The organism is Petrimonas mucosa (assembly GCF_900095795.1).
Classification (GTDB): Bacteria; Bacteroidota; Bacteroidia; order Bacteroidales; family Dysgonomonadaceae; genus Petrimonas; species Petrimonas mucosa.
The window spans coordinates 1571841-1594701 of sequence record NZ_LT608328.1 but is presented as its reverse complement, the minus strand read 5'-3'; the positions used below and the strand labels follow the sequence as shown (position 1 = coordinate 1594701).

Below are 22861 nucleotides of genomic sequence, written 5' to 3'. Positions count from 1 at the left end.
AACTATTTTATCAGAATCCCCACTTTTTCAATCCCCTTTATCGTCCTCTCTTTCATTGCGTGAGTGACAATCAATTGGTAACTGCGCGCACTATCCAACGGAAGTGATCTCTTGTAAGGGAGAGAGAGCTGATAAAGCCCCGAACTCCCCCTGCCCAGCCATTTCCCTTGCGGGTCGGCCAAGGTTATCTCAACCGTGTCGGTGACAAACAGAGTGTCCGTCAGGTTCTGTTGAACGATAAACCAGATGTTCCGGTAGGGATACTGGCTGTTGTGAACAAGCTCCAGTACGATATCGCAACTTCTCCCGCTACCTGCAGGAAGAGAGTCGATCGAGAATTCAACCGGTACCTCTTTTGCCCAACTGTTGTTCCTGATCGGATAAAAACGGTGGTAAACCTCCCCCTTGCTGCATGCAAGCAGAAATAGAAAAACGACGAAGGAACCGATAAGCCGTTTAATTCTCATTTTGCTTTGGTGGTCTTCCTTTCTTGTTCCTGTTATCCGGTCGTCGACCTTTCCTCGATTTTCTCCTTTTCGTGGCTCCTCCTGCCTCTTTCTTGTCGAAACGGGTGATGCTTTGATCCCCCAGAAGGTCATTGTGGATATCCCCCTCCTTCACATCGCTGGTTTCTGTCTCGGGAGCCAGACGAGGCGGTTTCTTCCCTTTCTTGTTCCATTCGATGATCTGAAATGCTCTCTCTTTCGAGATTGTTTCAAGGTTCACCGGATTGTTCTTGTCGGTGGAATAGGTGATCTGACCCGACAGTATATCGGTCTTGAAGTGGTAATAATCGCAATCCCTGGTTTGCAACACGATCTCACGCGACGGCAACTTTCTGCTGGCTTCTACATATGCGTCCACCTCGTAGTTCATGCAGCACTTCAGCTTTCCACATTGTCCCGCCAGTTTTTGCGGGTTAAACGAGATATCCTGGTATCTGGCTGCCGATGTGGATACGGAGACGAAACTCGACATCCAGCTGCTGCAACACAACTCGCGACCACAGGGACCAACTCCTCCTATCCTGCCAGCCTCCTGACGCGCACCTATCTGCTTCATCTCGATCTTCACCCTGAACTCAGCCGCAAAATCCTTGATCAGCTGACGAAAGTCGACCCGCTCATCGGCAATATAGTAAAAGATCGCCTTACTACCATCACCTTGATATTCAACATCTCCGATCTTCATATTCAAGCCAAGTCCTTCGGCTATCTCCCGTGCTCGAATCATGGTGGGCTCCTCCTTGGCCTTGGCCAACTCATACTTCTCCATATCGGCCGGGCGCGCGATCCGGTAGACCCGCTTAGGTCCGCTGATGCTATCCTCGCGATAGTTGTTTTTCCGCATCTGAATCTCCACCAGTTTACCGGTGAGCGTCACCGTTCCGATATCGTGTCCCGGTGAGGCTTCGACAGCCACGATATCTCCTTTATTCAAATCGATCTTATTGCTGTTCAGGTAATACCCTTTCCGGGTATTCTTGAATTGAACCTCCACCATATTGGTCAGATCCTGCATCTCGGGATAGTCGTGCAGCCAATCGTAAACGTGCAGTTTGGTGGAGTGCCTGGGGCATCCCTTGCAAGAACCGTTGTTTCGTACGGTTGTTACTTTTTCGGGAACAATGTCCGCCAGTTTATCTGATAATTTTTCTCTGTCCATAATACAATTATTGTTTTTCGCTCAACTACGCATAGCCAAAAAGTTCGTCATTACGAGAAGCATTTTCCACCATTCATTAATTGGGTTGAGCTACTGATGAATCACTATTTTTTCAAGAGCATGGTGCTTTTTAAACATAGATCCAGGAAAATAATCCTGGCGTTTCCATTCTGTTCTATCTGCCGGTAAGCGAGCTGAAACTCATCGTCAAACGACTGGATATTCCCGGCATTGATAAACGGGGCAAAACGGTCGCCGAAACCCTTCTCCTCTTCGCGGAGATAGATCAGTTCCGGCTCGTTCAGGTTGCTGATGAAATACTCGCGGAAGAGGCGGAGGCAATAGAGCAGATAGCTTTTCTGCATCTCCCTGCCGATAGCGGCCAGCTCGCCGGCAACCGACTTGATTGCCTTGATGTTTCTCGATACCGACGCCCGCATCATCTCCTTAAACAACGAAAAGAAATAATTGTTGTCGTCGGCGGCCTTGATGATGCTCACAGCTTTTGCATAGCTTCCGTTTGCAATGTGGGCCACCTGTCGAGCCTCCGTCTCCTGCAGGCCGTGAACCGCCTGAAGGGAAGCGACCATCTCCTCTGGCTCTACCGCACGGATATTGAGCAGCTGGCAACGCGACCGGATGGTGAGCAACACCTGTTCCAGATCTTCGGAGACCAGCAGAAACAGGGTGTTTTCAGGCGGTTCCTCGATCAGTTTCAGCAACTTGTTGGCACAGGCATCGTGCATCTTTTCGGGCAGCCATATCACCATTATCTTGTAAGGAGCCTCGTAAACCTTCAGACTCAATTTGCGGATAATTTCATCGCTCTCTTTCGAATAGATGGTTCCCTGTGCATTCTCGGCATGGATGAAATTGAGCCAGTCGTTCAGACCGAAATAGGTCTGCCCGTTCAAGAACTCGCGCCATTCGGGCAAGTACTCATCGCTCACTTTCGATTTAACCACCGGAAAGACAAAGTGCAGGTCGGGATGCATCAGCTTGTCGAACTTTCTGCATGAGGCACACTCACCGCAGGAATCTTCTTCCCCCCTTTTCTCACAATTGAGGTAACGGGCATATGCAATTGCCAGTGGCAATTTTCCCACACCCTCCGGACCGTGAAACAGCCGGGCATGTGGAATGAAACCCCGCTGTACCGATTCTATCAGGTGTTTCTTAACATCGTGAAGACCTATGATGTCGCGAAAATACATGCGTTCTTCCTCTTGATTATACAAAAGTAATGAAAAAGAGCGAAACTGGAAAGTCTCTTTTTTTTCTTTTCCATCGTATACCCGTTTAAAAAAATTGGAGTAATTTTGCACAGTTTTTTGCAAACGATGATGCGCTGAACTAAAGAACCGTGACTGTTCCTCGGCCGTTTTCTGAAATTCATAAATATACAAAAGGACAATGAACAACCTATTCTTCAGTAGATTCACTCCGAAAGAACCCAAATTTTTTCCACTCCTGAAAGGGATTGTAGACGTAATGAAATCAGCATCGGAATTAATGCTGGAGTTTGTCGAAAAGGGCAATCACGCCAATGCGGCCGACTATTACAAGATGATCAAGGATGAGGAGCGCAAGGGTGATACCCTCTCCAACAAGATTTTTGACGAGTTAAATGCCACCTTTATCACACCTTTTGATCGGGAGGATATCCATAACCTGGCAACAAAAATGGACGATGTTACTGATTACATCAACAGTGCCGCAAAGAAGTACTTCCTATACAACCCGAATGAGATGCCGGCGGCAGCCAGGGAGATGGTCGGTCTGATTATCGAGGCAACCGTACAGATAGAAAATGCGGTGAATGAACTGGATGTGTTGAAGAAAAGCAGAAAACGGATATCTGAATATTGTCAGAAACTGCATCTGATCGAAAACCGGGCCGATGACGTATACGATCATTTCCTTATCGAACTCTTTGAAAACCAAAAGGATGGCATTGAGCTGATTAAATTGAAAGAGATCATGTTCGAGCTTGAAAAAGCGGTCGATACCACAGAAGGTGTCGGGAAAATCATTAAAACGATCATCGTTAAATACGCCTAAAAGAGTTACCCAGTTACATCAAGCTTATGACGTTATTGATCGTTATCATCATCCTCGCGCTGGTTTTTGACTATATAAACGGCTTCCACGATGCGGCCAACTCAATTGCCACCATCGTCTCCACCAAGGTGTTGACACCCTTTCAGGCCGTTTTGTGGGCAGCCACATTCAACTTCGTAGCCTTCTTCATTGCCAAATACCTTATCGGGGGGTTCGGAATTGCCGATACCGTTTCAAAAACGGTGATCGCAGAGTTCATCACTCTTCCCATCATTTTTTCAGGACTGGTTGCTGCCATCACATGGAACCTGTTGACCTGGTGGCTCGGAATACCTTCATCCTCCTCCCATACCCTCATCGGAGGATTCGCCGGAGCGGCCATTGCAAAATGGGCCTCTTTCACAGTCATCAAGCTCTCCGTGATCACAAAAATTGCCGCTTTCATATTTGTGGCCCCTTTGGTGGGCATGGTGGTTGCCATGATTCTTACGATAGGGCTTCAATGGTCGGCTAGACGGGCAAATCCCCACAAGGCGGATTCCTGGTTCAAACATTTCCAGCTGGTCTCGTCGGCGCTCTTCAGCATAGGGCACGGACTGAACGACTCCCAGAAGGTGATGGGAATCATTGCAGCGGCACTGATCGCCACCCACATCCAGCATCCGGAGATCGGAGCAGGTATCGAATCGGTAAGCGATCTGCCCAGCTGGGTAGCCTTTGCCTGCTTTACAGCCATATCGTTGGGTACAATGTCGGGGGGATGGAAGATCGTAAAGACCATGGGTACACGTATCACTAAAGTAACTCCGTTCGAAGGGGTCGTTGCGGAGACGGCAGGGGCCCTTACGCTCTACCTGACCGAGTTTCTGAAAATCCCGGTCAGCACCACCCATACCATCACCGGTGCAATCATCGGCGTCGGTTCGGTAAAACGGCTCTCGGCCGTCAGGTGGGGGGTTACCCAGAAGTTACTGGTGGCCTGGATACTGACCATTCCGGTCAGTGCACTGATTGCGGCGGCAGTCTATTTTACCGCGGGTAAACTGCTCTACTAATAGATCTCCCTGGCCACCCGATAGATGCTTTCGGTTGCGCCCAACGCATAGAAGTGGATTCCCGGCACGCCCCTCCGTACCAGCTCCCTGCACTGCAAGAGGCACCACTCTACCCCAACCTCAACGGCATCGGCGTCGGAATTGCATTGGCGCAGTTCCCGCGCAAGCTCTTCGGGAATTTCGGTTCTGAATATCTTGGGAAGGACATTCAACTGATTTTTCAGGTGGATGGGCTTGATTCCCGGTATGATGGGCACCCCAATCCCTTCGGCCCGGCAACGGTCGACAAACTCGAAATATTTCCGGTTATCGAAAAACATCTGCGTCACCAGATAGTCGGCCCCGTTCTGCACCTTCATCTTTGTGTAGAAGATCTCCGACTCCATATTGGGCGACTCCTCATGTTTCTCCGGATAACAGGCCATTCCATAGGAAAATGGAACTTCGGGAGGGGGGAATGAAGAGCCGTCGAGGGCAATTCCCTTGTTAAAATTATTCACCTGTTCCTGCAACCCTGTCGCATACTGGTGACAATCGAGCTTGCGCTGATCGGCATCGAGCTTCTTGGTATCGCCGCGCAACAGCAACAGGTCGGTAACGCCCAGAAAGGAGAGATCGATCAGCGCATACTCCGTCTCCTCCTTCGAAAAGCCCTGGGAGATGATGTGCGGTACCGCCCGGATGCCATACTTGTTCTGGATGGCTGCCGCGATGGCTACCGAACCGGGACGTCTTCTCACATTCATCTTTCTGATTATTCCCTTTTCGTCCTCCTTGTAGATATTCTCGCTATGATGCGTGGTGATGTTGATGTACTTCGGTCCAAACTCTTTCAGCCGGTCAATCGTATCAAACACCTGCCTGATACTGTTTCCCTTAAGCGGGGGAAGCAGCTCAAAAGAGAAAACCGGCTTCGGGTCTTGATATATGAGTTCTGAAATTTTCAACTTGTCAGACAATTTGAATGGTTAAAGACACAAACGGGGTAAACACTATTTGAAGATTGCCCTGACGATATCCATCCCATTGGCATAGAGGACCAGTCCGATGAGCAGAAACATTCCTGCAAGCTGGGCATACTCCAGGAACTTGTCACTCGGTTTCCTTCCGGAGATGGCCTCTACCAGCAAGAAGAGCACATGTCCGCCATCCAGTCCCGGAATGGGCAGGATATTCATGAAAGCAAGGATTACCGAAAGAAAGGCAGTCATCATCCAGAAAGAGTACCAGCTCCATTTCGCAGGGAAAAGGTTCCCGATGGTACCGAAACCGCCCAATGACGATGCTCCCTCCTTGGTAAAGATGTGTTTGAACTGGGCTACATATCCCTTCAGTGTACGCAGGCCATATTTCACGCCAGCCGGGAAGGAGCCGAAAAATGAGTAGTGGTCGGTCACCAGGTAGGTTGCAATGGTAAATCCAAGCACCGCAGTGCTGTCCAGCTTCGCCGAAGCAGTCTGGAGCATGCCATCCCTATAAAAGTCGATCTGGATCTCGCTTCCCCTGTTCTTTTGCAGTTCACCCCTGAAATCCTGGAAGGTGGGTGTCGGCACGCTGTTCACACTTACCAGGCTATCTCCTTTAGCCAACCCTATCTTTTCAGCTTCGGAGCCTCTCTGCACCATATCCACTACAGTGGGGAGATCATCCTTGTAACCGGCAAAGCCTTTCTTGTCGCGCATCAGCTGCTGGACGAAATCTGAAGGGATCACAATATCGATCTGCTCACCATCACGCAGCACCGTTACACTCCTGGCATCGATAACCTGCGCCGCAAAATTGTCCACAATGCCACCCCTGTCGATGATCTCCTTTCCGTCGGCCAACAAGAGGATGTCGCCATCCCTGAAACCTACCCTTTCGGCTGTTTCGCTGAACTCCATTCCCTGTTTCACATGGCTCATCGGGATATATGAATCGCCCCACCTGAAAACAATCATCGAGTAGATGAAGAAGGCCAGGATGATGTTGAAGAGTACCCCACCAATCATCACCAGTAACCGCTGCCAGCTTGGTTTTGAACGAAACTCCCAAGGTTTTACGGGCTGAGCCAGCTGCTCCTTGTCCATCGATTCATCGATCATACCCGCGATCTTCACATAGCCGCCCAACGGCAACCAGCCCACGCCATATTCCGTCTCGCTGTTTTTGGGTTTATACCGGAACAGTGCGAACCATGGATCGAAGAAAAGGTAAAACTTCTCAACACGAATCTTGAAGATCCGGGCAAAGATAAAATGTCCAAATTCGTGAATAACAACGAGAATAGACAGGCTTAATATCAGTTGTAATGCTTTAATAAAAAAAGTCTCCATTAATTTCTCAGCTAAAGTAGTTTAGTTTATACTGTTATAGTTTTTTGATCTCTCCCGCGCAACATTTCTGGCTTCGGCATCGGTTTGTATATAATCTTCAAGTGATGGGTGCCGGATAAAACCGGTTTTCGCCATTGTCTCTTCAATGAGGTCGCTCATTTGCAGGAACCCGATCTTGTCCTGCAGAAACAACTCAACAGCCACCTCATTTGCCGCGTTCATGATACAGGGCATGTTGCCTCCCGCTTCTATGGACCTGTAGGCCAGACCAAGATTCCGGAACTTTCCAGTATCCGGCTTCTCGAAGGTCAACGTGGAGAGTTCAAAGAAATCGATCGGCTTCACCTCCGACGGAATCCTCTCCGGATATGAGAAGGCATACTGGATAGGCATCCGCATGTCTGGCATGCTGAGTTGTGCCATAACCGACCTGTCCCTGAACTGCACCATGGAATGGATAATGGATTGAGGATGAACAACAACCTCTATTCCCGAGGGAACCACATCAAAAAGCCAACGCGCCTCGATCATCTCCAACCCCTTGTTCATGAGTGTGGAGGAGTCGATAGTCACCTTTGCACCCATGCTCCAGTTGGGGTGACATAGCGCCTGCTCCTTGGTCACCTGCTGCAGCTCTTTTATCGAACAGTTCCGAAAAGGGCCGCCCGATGCAGTCAGCAGTATCTTCTCTATTTCGTTGTCACCTTCGCCGTTCAGACACTGAAAGATGGCCGAATGTTCCGAATCGACCGGTAAAACGGCTGTCCTGTTTTCAAGTGCCAGCCTGGTAATCAACTCCCCGGCAATAACCAGTGTCTCCTTGTTGGCCAATGCTATTGTCTTTCGCGATTTGATGGCAGAAACGGTGGGCTTCAATCCGGAAAAACCGACCATCGCCGTCAACACGATATCGATCTCTGTATCCTGGACCACCTGCTCGATTGCATCGGCTCCCGCCCAAACCTTTACCGGCAGGTCAGACAGAGCAGCCTTCAATCCGGCATATTTCTCCTCATTGGCAATTACCACCACCTCAGGATTGAACCGGCGAACCTGCTCCTCCAGCCGCTCCACCTGGTTATTGGCAACCAGGGCATACGCTTCAAAACGGTCCGGGTGTCGGGCCACCACATCCAGTGCCTGGGTCCCGATGGAGCCGGTGGAGCCTAGAATGGCTATTTTTCGTTTTCGATAATTCATGAAATACAGAGATTGCAAAGTCGTACGCAAAGATAGGAAAAATTGGGGATCTGACAACCCGATCGGGATATGCGGACCGGCTACCCTACCCCGATCAGTCCTTCGGGGAGATCCATATGGATAATGCGTTGCCGCTCATCGATCCGGACTATGAAGTCCTCCGTGGCAGGTATCAGGTGCTCGCCCTCCTCCCCCTTAACGATAAAAAGCACGTTGATGGTTGCAAAATCAACACTCTCTATGATGCCCAGATCCTGTTCGTGCTGGTCGACAATCCTGTAACCGATAAAGAAGTCCCAATCGGCACTGCCATCCTCCAGACCCTCCTCCACCTGTTTGCGGAGCAGAAAAACCTGCAGGTTAGCATATCTTGACGCCCTGGATTCATCATCCAGATCCTCGAACTTTACCCGCGCCGCCGTATCTGAAATGTAGGTGATCTCCTCCACATGAAAGGGGACCAGAATGTGGTCGATATCGAGAAAGTAGAACTCGGTATCGATATCGGCATAAACCGGCTTATCGAACAGGATAGATATCTCGCCCCTTATTCCGTAGGGTTTCTGCAACCGTCCTACCTTGATGACTTCCTCCGGCCTGATCATTCTCCTATTTTCTCCGTTGCGACTTGATCGTTTTCAGCCGGCGTTTTGAGGCCGGATTTTTCACATCCGCAATCGAATAGTTTTCATAGTCCAACTGGATCTTGCCTCCCGAGAGTTCAACCAGGTCGGCAAGAATCTTCTCGTCGTCCACCTCCTTGTTCCACTGTGAGTAGGATTTTTTCATCTGTGTGGTCAACTGCGAGATCAGCAGATCCCTCTTCTCCCCATCTTCCATGTCGGCTGCAATGGCAATCATCCTTTCCAGCAATTTCCCGTAATGCCTGAATCTCATCGTCGGCCGGCTGTAGTTCAGTTTTTCGGGCGCAGTGGTCAGATCCTCCCGGGTTACCACCTCATAGGGATAATCGATATCGAGTTTAAAATCGGACATTATGGCCAGATGATCCCACAGGATGTGCTTGAAATCGTTCACGTCGCGCAGGTGCGGGAACATGCTTCCCATAATATCGACAACGGCATATGCACACCGTTTCCTCTCTTCCCTGTCCTCAAGCATGACACAGTGATCGACCATATTTTGGATATTTCTCCCGTATTCGGGCATGATCAGTTTTTTCTTCTGCGTGTTGTATATCATAATCGTTATGCTATTTTATTCTATTTTTGCTTTCTCTCTTTTCAATTCCCTCTACCTTAGTCTGAGCACATCTCCCTCCTCAGGAACATATTCGTAACTCTTCTTGTTCAACCGGTAGAGATTCCGGAGCTGGATTCCATATTTCTGGGAGATGCTGTACATCGACTCCCCAATCTGGACCACATGTTCAAAATAGGGCTTGTCGGCCCGCGCCTTTTTCTTCTGAAAATAGACAATATCGCCTTCACTCAGCGGAAAACCTTCCGGAACCTCGTTGAATTTAAGCAGGTCGCTCTCCTTGAAGCCAAATTCGCGGGCAATCCCGGCAAAGGTGTCTCCATTTACTGCTATCACATAGACAAGACCATGTGTTTTATAGGGCTGATGTGTCCAATTGGCCTGGGCTACCTCCCTATTGATGTTCTCCTCGCGCTGGCTCCGTGTAACCCCCTTGCGATAGTTCTTGTTATCGAACCGGTAGAGCTCATAATCCTCGATCAGCTTGATAAGCTTATTGGCATAGGCCTTGTCGGTTGCATAGCCCGTTTTCTGCAATCCCCGCGCCCATCCCTTGTAATCGGTTGCCGGCAGATCAAAAAGCTCCCGGTAACGCGCTCCGGTAGAAAGAAACTGCGCATGATCCTCATACGAATCCTCCACCCTGCGGTATTTCCTGAAACAGTCGTTGGGCGTATCGTCGGCCGCATATACACTCTCCCCGCGCCATCCGCGGTGACATTTAATTCCAAAGTGGTTGTTCGACCGCCTTGCCAGTTCGCTCATTCCTGCGCCCGACTCCAGCAACCCCTGTGCCAATGTGATAGAGGCAGGAATATTGTAATCGTTCATGTGACGTACGGCAATATCAGAGTAGTTCTCGATATATTCCTCATACACCCTCAAGCGGTTTTGTCCCCAGGCCCGTCCGGAAACAAATAAACAAATCAATAAGAGAGAAAGAACCGAAATATATCTATATTTGCAATGAAAATTCATTAAAGAGAACAATTTTCATGTTTCAATCAAAACAGGATGAAAGAAATTAATTTAACCACAAAGATAAGCGTTTATCTTTTAGAAGAATGTACCGAAACCGAAAAAAAACTGATTGATGCGGCAAAACAGGCTGCAGGGAATGCCTATGCACGTTATTCCGGCTTCAAGGTAGGGGCTGCACTGCTTCTGGAAAATGGAGAAGTCATCACGGGCAACAACCAGGAAAACGCAGCCTACCCGTCGGGGTTATGCGCGGAACGCACAGCCGTCTTTTTCGCCAATGCCAATTATCCCGACCGGAAGATCGTCGCCATTGCCATTGCCGCATGCCAAAACGGGAAATTCACCACCGAGGTCGTTACACCATGCGGGGCGTGCCGTCAGGTTCTGCTTGAAACTGAAAACCGGTACGCCAGTCCCATGAAAATCTTGATGTATAGCGAGAAGGGCATCTACGTAGTGTACGGGATAAAAAGCCTGTTGCCATTAAGTTTTGGAGACGAAATGCTAAAACGCTGAGGAAAGGGCAACTACCAATCACTCCATCAGCGTTACCAGGTACCATTTCCCGTCGATCAGCCTGAAATAATAGTCGGCATATATTCCGTTATCTACCCCCCGCAACGCAACGTGGGCGGTATCTTTCACAAACTCAACAGTCTGGGTATATTTGTCGTAATCGCGGGAAACAAAGGTACTGTCGTAACTGAGGTCGAGCAATTCCCAATCCTTTTTTTCGATCACCCCCTCGGTCGGAGCCAACGTAATCTGACTGGCATCGGTAGCCGAAACGGTAATGGGGAAGATAATCCGCTCCATCTGAAAGATTCTTTCCCGATTGAACTTGTCCAAAAACTGATAAAAGTCCTCCTCTTCCGCCTGATTTCTACTCTCCTGAGCGGTTGTACCAATCTCTCCCGCCTGTTCACGGTTACCGTTACCGTTACCGGAACAGTTCACAAAGAGAAAAAAGGGAATAATAAAGAGAACAACTGGGTCTATTTTCATCTTGCCAGAAAATTATAACATGAATACTATATTCTATTGACCATCGTTTTTATGGCCATATTTAACTCACTCTCCTTCAACAGGTCGTCCAGCGAAATATGCATCCGGTACCGCCAGTAGTGGTGTGGATTGGCCGGCACGTTGATACGCTCTTCGGCGGGATTTCCCCTGGAGAGTTTCTCCGAGATCGACATCCAGTCCTGCCAGGGCAGGATCACCCACATGGCAGATGCGTCGAGGTGCTGTTGAATAATCTGCCTGCACAATTCCGGTGAAGAGTCGCCCGGGGCATCACCTGCCCGATGCAGCACCTCGTTGAAAAATCGTTGGGTGGTCTTCCGGTCCTCCCTCCACCATAAGCGTACTGGCGACATGTCGTGGGTCGATGTGGTCGCGACCGAAAGGTAAGGCAAGGATCCGAGATCGGCAAATGTAAGGTTCGACACCTTCGGCATCCGCTGAATCTCCAGACTGAGTATCTGCAACTCCTCCATCACCGTGTGGACACAATCGGGAACCATACCCAGATCCTCACCGCATACCAGCATCGAAGTGGAGGAGATCAGCCGTGGCAGCTTCCTCATCGCCTGTTCCCTCCAGAAATCGTTGTGGCGCCGGTAGTAAAAATCGTCGTAAAGCCTGTTCAATGCAACTTTTACATTCTCGTCCAGATGGCTGTATGAATAGCTATGCTGCAGGGCTATACGCGGATGAAAGAGATTGTGATTCATCCGGTCCCTCACAAACAGCACCTCGTTGCATAACGCATAGAGTCCGTCGCGGATCTTCAAGCTTTTGGCGTCGCTCTCTCCTGAGAAAAGATGTTCAATCTTTCGTTGCGTATCCACCTCCCTCTTCAGGGAGAACTGCCGCCAACCGGATAGATCGAGGTACTTCCCTATCACCTCCGATGTAAATTCACCAAAAATCTCAGGCAAATAGGATTCATGGATGAATGGCTTTGTCATCCGCTCCTCGTCGAAAGGGATTCCGGCCCGGATCAACTCCTCCCGGGCGTAGGGCAATGCGGGACTGAAATGGCCCAACAACCCCTGGACAGAATGTGCCGGAATCTCCCAGATGCGGAAGAATCCCAGGATATGGTCGATACGGTAAGCAGCAAAATAGTCGGCCATCTTACGGAGCCTGCCCTTCCACCAGGCAAAACCATCCTGCTCCATCGCCTTCCAATTGTAGGTAGGAAATCCCCAGTTCTGTCCGGAAGGGGAAAAATCATCAGGAGGTGCACCTGTCTGGGTATCCATGTGAAAGAGGTATCCTGCCGTCCATGCCTCAACGCTGTAACGGTTTACCCCGATGGGGATGTCCCCCTTGAGCACTATCCCCTTGCCATATGCATACTCCCTCGCTTCGCACAGCTGTTTATCGAGCAGATATTGTACGAAACCGGTAAAGTCGACGCTCCTTCTCGCCTCGGGGTTATCGTTGACCAGCCGTAACGCCTTATCTTCATTGTAGACGGCAAATTGGCCCCATTCAGAAAATCGCGGAGTTTCATACCTGTCTCTCAGATAGCAGTATACCGAATAGGGGAAAAGCCAATTCCGGTTCTTTTCGTAGAAAGCCTGATATGAAGCCGACGAGAGCACCTCTCTCCTCTCCTGTTCGAACAGCTCTTCAAGATAACGCTGCTTCAGGCTCAACACCTTTTCATAATCGACCTCACTCAACAGGTTCAGTCTCCCGGCCTCCTCGAGGAGTGCGTCCATCAAAGCCCGATTCCTTAGCGGGAAGGCTGCAAGACCCAGGTAAACGGGATGTAATGCGTAGCTCGAAATGGCACTGTAGGGATAGGAGTCACGCCACGTCCGGGTGGCGGTGGTATCGTTGACAGGCAGTAACTGCACAAGCTGCTGACCGGTCAATCCAACCCAGTCGATCATCTTCTTCAGATCGAGAAAATCGCCAATTCCAAAACTACTGTCGCTTCGGAGGGAAAAGAGTGGAATTGCGGTTCCCGTTCCTTTAAACGAGAACCTGTCGTAACGGAATTGCAACCCCATCTCAACCTGCACGCAATTGTCGTTTTTTGCCGGCCAGGTGCAGAGACACCTGTTATCACCCTCCTCCCACGCTACAGGTTGACGGGAATCTCCATCCACAATTACAAACTTATATTGTATCATGTCGGGAAGGGTTGTGGCATCAAGAGCTATCTGCCATTCACACTTCCCAAGATAGTCGATCGGAAGAGCCCTCTTCAGGTCCCAGTTCCCCAACTGCTCCGCATCGCCCGAGAGGACCAGCGTCTCCCCCTTCTTCACAAAAGGAGCATGCACATTCAACATAAGGGTGTTGGGAGTAGTGTGGGGTACAATATCTGCCGTTGGGTGAAAAAAGATACTGTCGGTAAAGGCTGTAGCGTAGAGATAACTGTGCCGGGGCCTCTCTCTCCAGTAGTCCTGGACAAGGAATGTGGCAGAACCATCAACATGCAGCCGCCTGAGTCGGCCCCACTCCCGCCGGATTGTCCGCCCTTGCTCCTTCAGCAGATAGCAGTATTCAATCTCTCCGGCCATTCCCATCTCGATCGTGGTCGACCAGACATCTCCCTTGCAGGTTAATCTCAATGCGTCGGTTTCAGTCAGATTACCCAGTTCTGGAACCGATCCGGAGAGATAGAGCTCCTGACCCAGCCTGGTGTGATAATTGATCTGAAATGTTATGAAACACATGACACAACCTATTTAATCATTTACTCAACTCTGGTAACCAGCCGTCAGCACACCTTATGTTCCAACAGCAAGATAATCATCAGCTGTTTGGATGGAGAGATTCCGGGTAGCTCTGCGTCACTTCTCTTCTGGTAAACAGGCTGCAGCCTGGTCGCGAAAAGAGGCCGCGAACATCTACAGAAACAGCAGGATCATCAATTGCGCCGAAATCACCCTCAGGAACATGGTAAGCGGATAGACGGTAGCATAGCTTACCGCAGGAAAATCGTTTCCGGCTATGCCATTGGCATATGAGAGAGCCGGAGGATCGGTCATGCTCCCCGCAATCAGACCCATCAGCGTAAAGAAGTTGAGCTTATACACTTTTCTTCCGACAATACCCACGATAAGGAGCGGTACGACCGTGATGACGGCTCCATATGCGATCCATCTGTACCCGCCATTGACAACGGTTTCCACAAAGCCCTCACCGGCACCAAGGCCGACACATGCCAGAAATAGCGCGATACCTACTTCACGGAGCATCAGGTTTGCACTCATCGTGGTATAGGTGACCAGTCCATATTTTGGGCCGAACTTGCTAACCAGGATCGCCACAATCAGAGGACCGCCGGCCAATCCAAGCTTTACCGGTTGTGGAATACCTGGGAACATGAAGGGTATGCTTCCCACCAATACTCCCAGTGCGATTCCTATAAAAATGGATATCAGGTTGGGCTCACGCAGCCTTTTCAACGAGTTGCCGAGGAATTTCTCCACATTGGCGATAGATGCCTCGGATCCCACAACCGTTACCCGGTCGCCCAGCTGCAATTGCAGTCTCGGGTCTGCAACCAGGTCAACACCGGCCCGGTTGACACGGGTGATGTTTACCCCGAACAGATTTCTTAACCTCAGCTGGCCTACCGATTTACCGTTTATCCCCGATTTGGTCACATTGATCCTTCTCGAAACCAGAAGAGAGTCCAGTTTGTTCCAGGCCTCCCTGTCCATATCGATCTTCTGACCGATCAGGGCTTCGATCAGTTCAATGTTCTGCAGGTTCGAAACCACCAGGATCTTGTCGTTTTCATTCAAGAGGGTGTCGGGAAGCGGCACCGTTAATGTTCCGGAATCGTGTTGAAGCAACCTGGATATGACAAACTCCTTGTCCGTCAAGTTTTTTATCTCGTGAATGGTTTTTCCGAAAATCGCCGGATTGAGAACCTGGAGCGAAAACATCTGAGCTTCGGTCATTTTTGAAGCATCTCTATTGCTGATTGCTTCATTCTCCTTGGCAAAGTTGATTCTGAAAATCGTCCTGAAAAGGATAAGACTGAGAATAATACCCACAACACCAAGCGGATATGCCACTGCATACCCCATCGGGATAGATGGATCCTGGGAGCCGGTAACTTCATAATAGGTCTGCTGTGCCGCTCCCAGTCCAGGCGTGTTGGTCACCGCTCCCGACAATATCCCCACCATGGTGGAGATAGGCAGTCCGGTCACCACGTGGATCACATATGTGGTGATCACACCGAGCAATACCACCGACGAGGCCAGCAGGTTCAGGGTAATCCCCCCCTGCTTGAATGAGGAGAAGAAACTGGGACCAACCTGCATACCGATGGAGTAAATAAAAAGGATGAGACCAAATTCCTTTATGAAATGGAGGATGTGCTCATCAATACCCAACCCCAAATGACCCAAAAATATTCCGACAAAGAGGATCCACGTTATTCCAAGAGAAACACCGAAGACTTTGATTTTCCCCAGCAGTATTCCTGAGGAAATTACCAGCGCAAGCACGAAAATCGCGTGCGCTACACCCGATCCGAAGATCAAATCATTAATCCATTCCATAAAGAGAGATAACCTAAACTAATAAATAAACAAACGTTACAAAACGGGTCGCAAAGTTACAACTTATTTAGGGGGAAACCAAACGGTTGAAAATCTATTTTTCGCACACTACCGCAACCCAGTTGTCCATTTCCGAGAAATGGTGGTAAAGCAACCCCTGCTCTTCACATTTTTCTCGGATTGCAGGAATATCTTCACGGTAGAAACCGCTCAGCAACAACTTTCCCCCCCGATTCAGCACTTTTGCATACGCCGGAATATCCTGCAGAAGAATGTTGCGGTTGATGTTGGCGAAGATCACATCGAAGGTCTGGCTCCCCAAAAGTCGGGCATCCCCATGCAACACATCGATATTTTCTATCCCGTTCAACCGGACATTCTCCAACGCATTCCGGTATGCCCACTCATCCACGTCGATGGCGAGCAGGGGATCTGCACCGCACATGGAGGCCAATATGGCCAGCACCGCTGTGCCGCAGCCCATATCGAGTACCGATCTCTTCTGCAGATCCATCGACAGGATCTCTCGCAATATCAACCCTGTCGTTTGGTGGTGTCCGGTTCCGAACGCCATCTTGGGATCGATCAGAATGCGATAGCGATAGCTCCCTTCTGGATGATGAAACGAACTGTGAATGATACATTTATCCTCGAAAACGATGGGTTGGAAATAGTGTTTCTCCCACTCTTCGTTCCAGTTCTTATCCTCAATTACATTGTATGAATAAGCGATCTCCGCATCCAGAAAGAAGTCCTGCAACAGAAGGTCGATATCTTCCACGGAGAACTTCTCTTCGGGGAGATAAGCCAGCAACCCCGGCGAAGATTTAACAAAACTCTCAAAGCCCAGGTCGGCAAGTTGTGCCGCCAGCACGTCGGTAACCTCCTCGGTATCGGGCTTACAACTAAAAATTACTTCAACGTATTTCATTCGATTAGTTATTATTTCTTTCTGTATCGGGCAGCCATCCGGCTGAACGGGAAAGTGATGATTTCCGGTTGCAAAAATACAACTTTATCCAACAGGTCGACTTGTAAAAAAACATTTAAACGACAACTTGAATTGTTTACGATTGTTAGAACAACCGGCTTTTTTTTGTAAGAAAATGTTTAAATCTCTATTTTTGTTTTACATTTACTCTACAAAATGCAATTTATGAAGAAAATTCTTAGCATACTCTTTTCAGTCTCCATCTCTGTTTTAAGCAGTTTCGGACAGGTAAGCAACATCCAGTCGATCATCAACGAGGGAGTTGCACTACACGACTCGGCACAATACCAGAAGGCAATTGAGAAGTTTAAGCTGGCGCTGAAAATAAATCCCAATTCAACGCTCGCACTATATGAGATCTCCCTCTCTTACCTAGAACTGAAAGATTATGAGAATGCCTCAAAATTTAGTACCCAGGTAATCAATTCGAACGACAAGAACCTTTCGGTAGGCGCCTATGCTGTAAAAAGCGAGGCTTTGGCCGGAATGAAACAGATCGACAATGCAATAACCCTTCTGCAGGAGGGGTTGATAAAGAACGGTGACTCTTATCTGTTACATTTCAATATCGCACTCAACTATTATAAAAAGGGAAATACCGACAAGACCCTGGAGCATGTGAGCCGGGCCATCGAGCTTGACAAGACCAACAGCGGAGCCTTCCTGTTAAATGCCTATGCACTAAGGGACAAGGGGTATTGGGTGAGAAGCATCTACTCCTTCCAGCTCTTCTTGTTGCTGGAGCCGGATAGCAAGCGATCGAAGAATGCTTTTGAGGAGATGTTGCAGACCATGCTTGTAAATCCAGCAACCGAAATACCGGTGGAACGTTCATTTATCCAGCAACAGCTGATGCGCGATACCGTCAGCAGAGCTCCGCAGGAGACCCCGCCCCTTTCACCGGTCGACGGATTAAACAGAGACGCCATCTACAATGCCATAAAGAGATCGATGGATTCACTGAAAGCGGCAAAAAAGGAGACAGATACCTATCTTCTCTTCACGGAGGTAAACAGATCCATTCTCAATGCACTGCAGAAAGAGAAAGAGCAGGGTGCCCTGAGAAGCAGCAGTTTCTGGACTTTCGATTTTCCCTTTTTTAAAAGCATTCTCGACTCCAATCACTACGACACCTATTGCCGCTACATAAGCGTTTCCTACTTTCCCGAGTCGCTCCAGTGGTGGGAGAACAACAAAGCCGACGCCAAAAGTTTCATCCATTGGTTCGAAAATGGAGAGGATAATAGCAACGATTGAAAAAAAAAAGCTACCTTTGTCACTCAGTTTCAACCCTTTTATGGATAAATACAGCGAAGAACAGTTACTAGCGAGGTTACGCGATCCCAAGACTCAACGAGAGGCTTTCGCCACGCTTGTTGCAGAATACAGCGAAAGATTGTACTGGCAGATCCGGAAAATGGTATTGTCTCATGAGGACAGTAACGACATTCTTCAGGAGGTATTCATCAAGGCATGGACCAATATCGACAATTTCCGCGGAGAATCTAAATTGACCACCTGGCTCTACCGGATTGCCATCAACGAGAGCATCACTTTTCTTAACAAGAAACGCACCCAAAACAACATATCGGTTGATGACGAGAACTCGTTTCTGTTGTCCCGGCTCGAGGGGGATCAATATTTTAACGGAGATGAAGCACAGAAACTGCTTCAGCGCGCCATTCTGACGCTGCCGGATAAACAGCGGCTGGTATTTCAGATGAAATATTTCGACGAGATGAAATATGAAGAGATGTCTGAAATCCTCTCCACATCGGTAGGTGCCCTGAAAGCATCCTATCATCACGCCGTTAAAAAGATTGAAAATTTTTTAACAGACTCCAATTAAACCTTTATCCGGGGAGTGAGTCTATTCAACGTAGTACAGCGTAAAAAACAATGGTATGGAAAAAGGAATGAACAAATTAAGTGAAATCGACAAGAGCAATCCATTCACTGTACCCGAGGACTATTTTTCCAGGTTAAACGAACAGATCATGAACTGTTTGCCTGAAAAGGAGGCAATAGAGCCCCAAAAAGTGACCATGTGGGACAGGGTAAAGCCCTGGATCTATATGGCTGCGATGTTCCTTGGATTTTTCTTCGCCATTCAATTTCTGACCAAGGAGACCGGCAACCATGCCGGAGCCGGTCAGACTGCCATAAATTTCACCGACGACTACTGGTCGACCGTACAGATATCGGAGGAGGAGTTCTATCAATATCTGGAAGAGCAGCTGGTACGCGACGGTTACTACGATTACATATACAACCAGTTTTACATGAATTGACTGAAAGCATATCTCTTATGAAAAAGAACATTACACTTCTCTGTTTCGTCTTCCTGATCAGTCTTTTTTCATTCAGCACCCAGGCCCAGAGGCGTAAAATGAATATGGCCGACTACGAAAAGCGGAAGATGGAATACATTCGGAAAGAGGCGGGATTGACCCAGGAGGAGGCTGCCAAATATTTCCCGTTGTACAACGATCTGTCGAAGAAGAAATTTGAACTCCACAAACAACACAGGGATAAGGTGGAGATGATGAAACAGCGCAACAAGAACATGACCGACGAAGAGTACAGGCAACTCCTGGAGAACGACGTGGATCTCAAGCTAAAAGAGGCAGAGCTGGAGAAGCAGTATGCCGAGAAACTGGAGAAGATCCTCTCCCCCGAGAAGCTCTACAGGGCGCAACAGGCGGAACGAAAGTTTATGCAACAGGAGGTAATGAAGTTCAGGGGAAACTAGTGGAACGACATCGGTAACCTATTACCCCGTAGCTGCAAGGTTCCGGGGTTTTTTATTGCACCGGGAGCGGCAGGGGAATAGGCTACGGAGCAATAGTGAAGCTTAAAAAAGATTTTGATTTTTACAAAATAAAAGGAATCCGGTCAAAATTATTACCTTTGTATCCTGTTTAGCGGAAATTGATTGATTTTTTCCGTAGAATCAGTTTATAATTATATAATATGCTTCAAATCTCAGAGCGGGGTATACAGATGCCCGCCTCTCCCATCAGAAAACTGGCACCCCTTTCGGATCGTGCAAAAGCCAACGGAGTAAAAGTATATCACCTCAATATTGGCCAACCCGACCTGCCATCGCCTCAAGTGGCACTCGATGCCATTCGCTCCATCGACAGGAAGACGCTGGAGTATAGTCCCAGCGACGGGTTCCGTTTTTTTCGGGAAAACCTGGTGAATTATTACTCGAAATTTGATATCCATCTCGCCCCCGATGAGATTATCGTAACGGCGGGCGGTTCGGAAGCCGTACTTTACGCCTTTATGGCATGTCTCAATCCGGGCGACGAGATCATTGTCCCTGAACCGGCATATGCCAATTACATGGCTTTTGCGGTATCGGCAGGAGCCGTTATCAAAACCATTCCGACGAGCATCGAAACCGGATTCAAGCTTCCTGAAATCGAGAAATTTGAAGCGCTTATCAATCCGAAAACCAAAGGAATTCTCATCTGCAACCCGAACAATCCAACCGGATATGTCTATACGGCTGACGAGATGGAACAGATCAGGCTGTTGGTGAAGAGGCACAACCTCTACCTCTTCTCCGACGAGGTCTACCGGGAGTTTATCTACAGCGATGCTCCATACATCTCGGCCTGTCACCTGAAAGAGATTGAAGAGCATGTCGTGCTTATCGATTCCGTATCAAAACGGTACAGCGAGTGTGGAATACGGATCGGATGCCTGATAACAAAAAACAGGAAACTGCACGACACGGTAATGAAATTCTGCCAGGCACGGTTAAGTCCCCCGCTGGTCGGACAGATTGCCGCAAATGCTTCGCTGCAAGAAAACGGGAGCTATATGCAACGCAATTTTGACGAATACAGGTGCCGCCGCGATTTCCTGATCGACCGGCTCAACAAGATACCAGGAGTCTACTCTCCTCAACCCGAAGGAGCTTTCTATACACTGGCCAGCCTTCCCGTAGACGATGCCGATGCATTCTGTGCATGGTGCCTCTCCGATTTCCGATACAAGAACCAGACAATCTTCATGGCACCCGCATCGGGATTCTACGTCACTCCCGGTTTGGGGAAAAATGAGGTGCGTATAGCCTATGTGCTGAACAGGGAGGATTTGAACAATGCATTGATCGTTTTGGAGAAAGCACTGGAAGCCTACAACGAAAGATGAATACCGAATTTTTTATTGCCAAACGGATATACAAGGGAGACAAGAAGAACGAAAAGCGGGTCTCCTCGCCTGCGATAAAGATTGCCATCTCGGGGATAGCACTTGGACTGGCGATAATGATTGCCGCGGTCTGCATCATCATCGGATTTAAAAAAGAGATCCGCGAAAAGGTGATCGGATTTGGCTCGCATATCCAGATTACCAGCTTCGAGAGTAACAACTCCTATGAAGACCATCCCATCGCCTTCTCCGACACGCTGAAGAAACGGTTATTGAACAATCCGGCCATTGCCGGGGTGCACGGCTTCATCACCAAACCGGGAATTATCAAAACCGAGCAGGATTTTCTGGGTATCGTGCTGAAGGGGGTATCGGACGATTACGACTGGCACTTTTTCAAGAAAAACCTGATCGAGGGGAAGATCTTCAGTCCGACCGACAGCGCCGGATTCAATCCTGCCATCATCTCCAGGAACATCGCCAACAAACTTCACCTCTCGCTGGGTGACAGCTTCACCACATATTTCGTGCAGGAGCCGGTCCGAGCCAGAAGATTCACCATTACTGGAATTTACGAGACCAATTTTGAGGATTACGACAAGCTTTACGTGTTGACCGACGCCACGATCCTCTCCCGGTTGAACGGCTGGGAGGATGATATGGTTAGCGGCATCGAAGTGCTGGTGAGAGATTACGACCGGCTCGACCAGACAACCCAGGAGCTCTTTTTCGAAATGTCGGCCTATCAGGATCGGTTCGGGAGCAGGCTCTATACCCAATCGATAAAAGAGATCAACCCGATGATCTTCAACTGGCTCAATCTTCTGGATATGAATGTCTGGGTCATCCTGGTGCTGATGATTCTTGTCTCCGGCTTCACCATGATCTCGGGGTTGCTCATCATCATACTGGAACGGACCAACATGATCGGAATGCTGAAATCGATGGGAGCCAGCGATTTCAGTATCCGGAAAGTATTCCTCTACCTTTCGGCTTTCCTTATCGGGCAAGGGATGATTTGGGGCAATGTGATCGGGCTCCTTTTCTGTCTGCTGCAAAAACAATTTAACATTTTCAAACTGGACCCGTCGATCTACTACCTCACCGCGGTACCCATCGACCTGAATCCAGTCTTTCTGATCCTGTTGAACGCAGGCACACTGGTCGTATCCCTGATCATGATGATTGCACCCTCATATCTTGTGGCAAAGATTACTCCGGCAAAATCTATCCGGTTTGAATAGGCCCGAACAGTGCAAACTGTTGATAACCTGTTCAGAAGTTGTTCACAACTATGACCTGAAAAATTTGGATAGTGAATATGCGACAGTGTATATTTGTGGCGAAGAGATTCCCCAAAAAAGATATTAGGAGTTCTTTGGCATTATGTTCACAAGCGTATTTCGCCGTTTAGCGTGCTCCGCGGAGCTATCCGTGTTCAGTGCGATAAATGACGCTGCTATCTCGCACAAAAGATAGTTGTTAAGAAAAGTTGAGCCATCCTTGTCATGCATGACGTTTGAACAAACAGGTTCATTCTCGCTTCTCTCTGTTTGAAGATCCTCACGAATAGCTCCTATTTATCAGGCTGACAACAGGGAAATTGCGAAGAGGCATCAACATTCTTTTCAGACCTTTCGGAAGTATTGTCTTGTAAAT

21 protein-coding genes and 1 pseudogene are annotated in these 22861 nt (G+C 48.7%); 9 read left to right on the top strand and 13 right to left on the bottom strand.

Annotated features, from left to right (window positions below):
• Nucleotides 1-2: 2 nt before the first annotated feature.
• The 3 genes and pseudogenes from ING2E5A_RS06355 to holB form a co-directional block, all read right to left on the bottom strand.
• Nucleotides 3-467 (bottom strand): gliding motility lipoprotein GldH, encoded by a 465-nt coding sequence (locus tag ING2E5A_RS06355; RefSeq protein ID WP_071136693.1) that lies wholly within the window; start codon nt 465-467, stop codon nt 3-5.
• Between the two features lie 25 nt (nt 468-492).
• A pseudogene (locus ING2E5A_RS06350) lies at nt 493-1629 on the bottom strand (PSP1 domain-containing protein); the annotation flags it as partial.
• Nucleotides 1630-1769: 140 nt separating this feature from the next.
• Entirely contained in the window at nt 1770-2879 is a 1110-nt protein-coding gene (gene holB / locus ING2E5A_RS06345) for a DNA polymerase III subunit delta' (protein WP_071138230.1), read from the bottom strand.
• A 199-nt stretch (nt 2880-3078) separates the two neighbouring features.
• Here holB and ING2E5A_RS06340 point away from each other — a divergent pair, with 199 nt between their 5' ends.
• Both ING2E5A_RS06340 and ING2E5A_RS06335 read left to right on the top strand, forming a co-directional pair.
• A complete protein-coding gene (locus tag ING2E5A_RS06340) occupies nt 3079-3726 on the top strand; it encodes a DUF47 domain-containing protein (protein WP_071136691.1) in 648 nt (215 codons plus the stop codon).
• A 26-nt stretch (nt 3727-3752) separates the two neighbouring features.
• A complete protein-coding gene (locus ING2E5A_RS06335; RefSeq protein ID WP_071136690.1) occupies nt 3753-4781 on the top strand; it encodes an inorganic phosphate transporter in 1029 nt (342 codons plus the stop codon).
• Here ING2E5A_RS06335 and ING2E5A_RS06330 read toward each other — a convergent pair.
• The 6 genes from ING2E5A_RS06330 to ING2E5A_RS06305 form a co-directional block, all read right to left on the bottom strand.
• Nucleotides 4778-5728: a methylenetetrahydrofolate reductase gene (locus ING2E5A_RS06330; protein WP_071138229.1), complete on the bottom strand. Its 951-nt coding sequence runs from the start codon at nt 5726-5728 to the stop codon at nt 4778-4780. The two genes, ING2E5A_RS06335 and ING2E5A_RS06330, sit on opposite strands and share 4 nt — an antisense overlap.
• Nucleotides 5729-5773: 45 nt before the next feature.
• The gene (rseP, locus tag ING2E5A_RS06325) at nt 5774-7096 is read right to left on the bottom strand and encodes an RIP metalloprotease RseP (protein ID WP_071136689.1); all 1323 of its coding nucleotides are present in this window, start codon (nt 7094-7096) and stop codon (nt 5774-5776) included.
• A gap of 21 nt (nt 7097-7117) precedes the next feature.
• On the bottom strand, nt 7118-8296 hold the full coding sequence (locus ING2E5A_RS06320; RefSeq protein WP_071136688.1) for a 1-deoxy-D-xylulose-5-phosphate reductoisomerase: 1179 nt from the start codon (nt 8294-8296) through the stop codon (nt 7118-7120).
• An 80-nt stretch (nt 8297-8376) separates the two neighbouring features.
• On the bottom strand, nt 8377-8901 hold the full coding sequence (gene rimM / locus ING2E5A_RS06315; protein ID WP_071136687.1) for a ribosome maturation factor RimM: 525 nt from the start codon (nt 8899-8901) through the stop codon (nt 8377-8379).
• 4 nt (nt 8902-8905) lie between these two features.
• Nucleotides 8906-9499 carry a DUF4290 domain-containing protein gene (locus ING2E5A_RS06310; protein WP_071136686.1) on the bottom strand — a complete coding sequence of 198 codons (594 nt, stop codon included), beginning with the start codon at nt 9497-9499 and terminating at the stop codon, nt 8906-8908.
• A gap of 51 nt (nt 9500-9550) precedes the next feature.
• Nucleotides 9551-10495, bottom strand: coding sequence for a glucosaminidase domain-containing protein (locus ING2E5A_RS06305; RefSeq protein ID WP_071136685.1), 945 nt, complete (start codon nt 10493-10495; stop codon nt 9551-9553).
• Between the two features lie 36 nt (nt 10496-10531).
• On the opposite strand from ING2E5A_RS06305, the gene cdd reads away from it, so the two are divergent.
• Nucleotides 10532-11014, top strand: a complete 483-nt coding sequence (gene cdd, locus ING2E5A_RS06300) for a cytidine deaminase (protein WP_071136684.1) — start codon at nt 10532-10534, stop codon at nt 11012-11014.
• An 18-nt stretch (nt 11015-11032) separates the two neighbouring features.
• Here cdd and ING2E5A_RS06295 read toward each other — a convergent pair whose 3' ends face one another.
• The 4 genes from ING2E5A_RS06295 to prmA all read right to left on the bottom strand — a co-directional run bounded on the left by ING2E5A_RS06295 (nt 11033) and on the right by prmA (nt 16975).
• Nucleotides 11033-11503, bottom strand: coding sequence for a DUF4348 domain-containing protein (locus ING2E5A_RS06295; protein ID WP_071136683.1), 471 nt, complete (start codon nt 11501-11503; stop codon nt 11033-11035).
• Nucleotides 11504-11529: 26 nt separating this feature from the next.
• Complete coding sequence (locus tag ING2E5A_RS06290; protein ID WP_071136682.1) at nt 11530-14199, bottom strand: 4-alpha-glucanotransferase; 2670 nt, start codon at nt 14197-14199, stop codon at nt 11530-11532.
• A gap of 174 nt (nt 14200-14373) precedes the next feature.
• Nucleotides 14374-16044, bottom strand: coding sequence for a putative transporter (locus ING2E5A_RS06285; RefSeq protein ID WP_071136681.1), 1671 nt, complete (start codon nt 16042-16044; stop codon nt 14374-14376).
• Nucleotides 16045-16138: 94 nt separating this feature from the next.
• Nucleotides 16139-16975 (bottom strand): 50S ribosomal protein L11 methyltransferase, encoded by an 837-nt coding sequence (gene prmA, locus ING2E5A_RS06280; RefSeq protein ID WP_071136680.1) that lies wholly within the window; start codon nt 16973-16975, stop codon nt 16139-16141.
• Nucleotides 16976-17200: 225 nt separating this feature from the next.
• Between prmA and ING2E5A_RS06275 the strand changes: the two genes are divergently transcribed.
• The 6 genes from ING2E5A_RS06275 to ING2E5A_RS06250 all read left to right on the top strand — a co-directional run bounded on the left by ING2E5A_RS06275 (nt 17201) and on the right by ING2E5A_RS06250 (nt 22446).
• Nucleotides 17201-18292, top strand: coding sequence for a tetratricopeptide repeat protein (locus tag ING2E5A_RS06275; protein WP_071136679.1), 1092 nt, complete (start codon nt 17201-17203; stop codon nt 18290-18292).
• Nucleotides 18293-18332: 40 nt separating this feature from the next.
• Complete coding sequence (locus ING2E5A_RS06270) at nt 18333-18884, top strand: RNA polymerase sigma factor (RefSeq protein ID WP_071136678.1); 552 nt, start codon at nt 18333-18335, stop codon at nt 18882-18884.
• 67 nt (nt 18885-18951) lie between these two features.
• Nucleotides 18952-19326: a hypothetical protein gene (locus tag ING2E5A_RS06265; RefSeq protein ID WP_177223613.1), complete on the top strand. Its 375-nt coding sequence runs from the start codon at nt 18952-18954 to the stop codon at nt 19324-19326.
• Between the two features lie 17 nt (nt 19327-19343).
• Nucleotides 19344-19787 carry a hypothetical protein gene (locus ING2E5A_RS06260; protein ID WP_071136676.1) on the top strand — a complete coding sequence of 148 codons (444 nt, stop codon included), beginning with the start codon at nt 19344-19346 and terminating at the stop codon, nt 19785-19787.
• A 221-nt stretch (nt 19788-20008) separates the two neighbouring features.
• Complete coding sequence (locus ING2E5A_RS06255) at nt 20009-21202, top strand: pyridoxal phosphate-dependent aminotransferase (RefSeq protein ID WP_071136675.1); 1194 nt, start codon at nt 20009-20011, stop codon at nt 21200-21202.
• Nucleotides 21199-22446 carry an ABC transporter permease gene (locus ING2E5A_RS06250; RefSeq protein ID WP_071136674.1) on the top strand — a complete coding sequence of 416 codons (1248 nt, stop codon included), beginning with the start codon at nt 21199-21201 and terminating at the stop codon, nt 22444-22446. Before ING2E5A_RS06255 ends, ING2E5A_RS06250 begins: the two co-directional genes overlap by 4 nt.
• Nucleotides 22447-22861: the final 415 nt, after the last annotated feature.

What these genes read in the sequence shown, in the direction of transcription:
- ING2E5A_RS06355 (WP_071136693.1), bottom strand. Translation starts at nt 467, where the DNA reads ATGAGAATTAAACGGCTTATCGGTTCCTTCGTCGTTTTTCTATTTCTG.
- holB (WP_071138230.1), bottom strand. Translation starts at nt 2,879, where the DNA reads ATGTATTTTCGCGACATCATAGGTCTTCACGATGTTAAGAAACACCTG.
- ING2E5A_RS06340 (WP_071136691.1), top strand. Translation starts at nt 3,079, where the DNA reads ATGAACAACCTATTCTTCAGTAGATTCACTCCGAAAGAACCCAAATTT.
- ING2E5A_RS06335 (WP_071136690.1), top strand. Translation starts at nt 3,753, where the DNA reads ATGACGTTATTGATCGTTATCATCATCCTCGCGCTGGTTTTTGACTAT.
- rseP (WP_071136689.1), bottom strand. Translation starts at nt 7,096, where the DNA reads ATGGAGACTTTTTTTATTAAAGCATTACAACTGATATTAAGCCTGTCT.
- ING2E5A_RS06320 (WP_071136688.1), bottom strand. Translation starts at nt 8,296, where the DNA reads ATGAATTATCGAAAACGAAAAATAGCCATTCTAGGCTCCACCGGCTCC.
- rimM (WP_071136687.1), bottom strand. Translation starts at nt 8,901, where the DNA reads ATGATCAGGCCGGAGGAAGTCATCAAGGTAGGACGGTTGCAGAAACCC.
- ING2E5A_RS06310 (WP_071136686.1), bottom strand. Translation starts at nt 9,499, where the DNA reads ATGATATACAACACGCAGAAGAAAAAACTGATCATGCCCGAATACGGG.
- ING2E5A_RS06305 (WP_071136685.1), bottom strand. Translation starts at nt 10,495, where the DNA reads ATGAATTTTCATTGCAAATATAGATATATTTCGGTTCTTTCTCTCTTA.
- cdd (WP_071136684.1), top strand. Translation starts at nt 10,532, where the DNA reads ATGAAAGAAATTAATTTAACCACAAAGATAAGCGTTTATCTTTTAGAA.
- ING2E5A_RS06295 (WP_071136683.1), bottom strand. Translation starts at nt 11,503, where the DNA reads ATGAAAATAGACCCAGTTGTTCTCTTTATTATTCCCTTTTTTCTCTTT.
- ING2E5A_RS06290 (WP_071136682.1), bottom strand. Translation starts at nt 14,199, where the DNA reads ATGTGTTTCATAACATTTCAGATCAATTATCACACCAGGCTGGGTCAG.
- ING2E5A_RS06285 (WP_071136681.1), bottom strand. Translation starts at nt 16,044, where the DNA reads ATGGAATGGATTAATGATTTGATCTTCGGATCGGGTGTAGCGCACGCG.
- prmA (WP_071136680.1), bottom strand. Translation starts at nt 16,975, where the DNA reads ATGAAATACGTTGAAGTAATTTTTAGTTGTAAGCCCGATACCGAGGAG.
- ING2E5A_RS06275 (WP_071136679.1), top strand. Translation starts at nt 17,201, where the DNA reads ATGAAGAAAATTCTTAGCATACTCTTTTCAGTCTCCATCTCTGTTTTA.
- ING2E5A_RS06270 (WP_071136678.1), top strand. Translation starts at nt 18,333, where the DNA reads ATGGATAAATACAGCGAAGAACAGTTACTAGCGAGGTTACGCGATCCC.
- ING2E5A_RS06265 (WP_177223613.1), top strand. Translation starts at nt 18,952, where the DNA reads ATGAACAAATTAAGTGAAATCGACAAGAGCAATCCATTCACTGTACCC.
- ING2E5A_RS06260 (WP_071136676.1), top strand. Translation starts at nt 19,344, where the DNA reads ATGAAAAAGAACATTACACTTCTCTGTTTCGTCTTCCTGATCAGTCTT.
- ING2E5A_RS06255 (WP_071136675.1), top strand. Translation starts at nt 20,009, where the DNA reads ATGCTTCAAATCTCAGAGCGGGGTATACAGATGCCCGCCTCTCCCATC.
- ING2E5A_RS06250 (WP_071136674.1), top strand. Translation starts at nt 21,199, where the DNA reads ATGAATACCGAATTTTTTATTGCCAAACGGATATACAAGGGAGACAAG.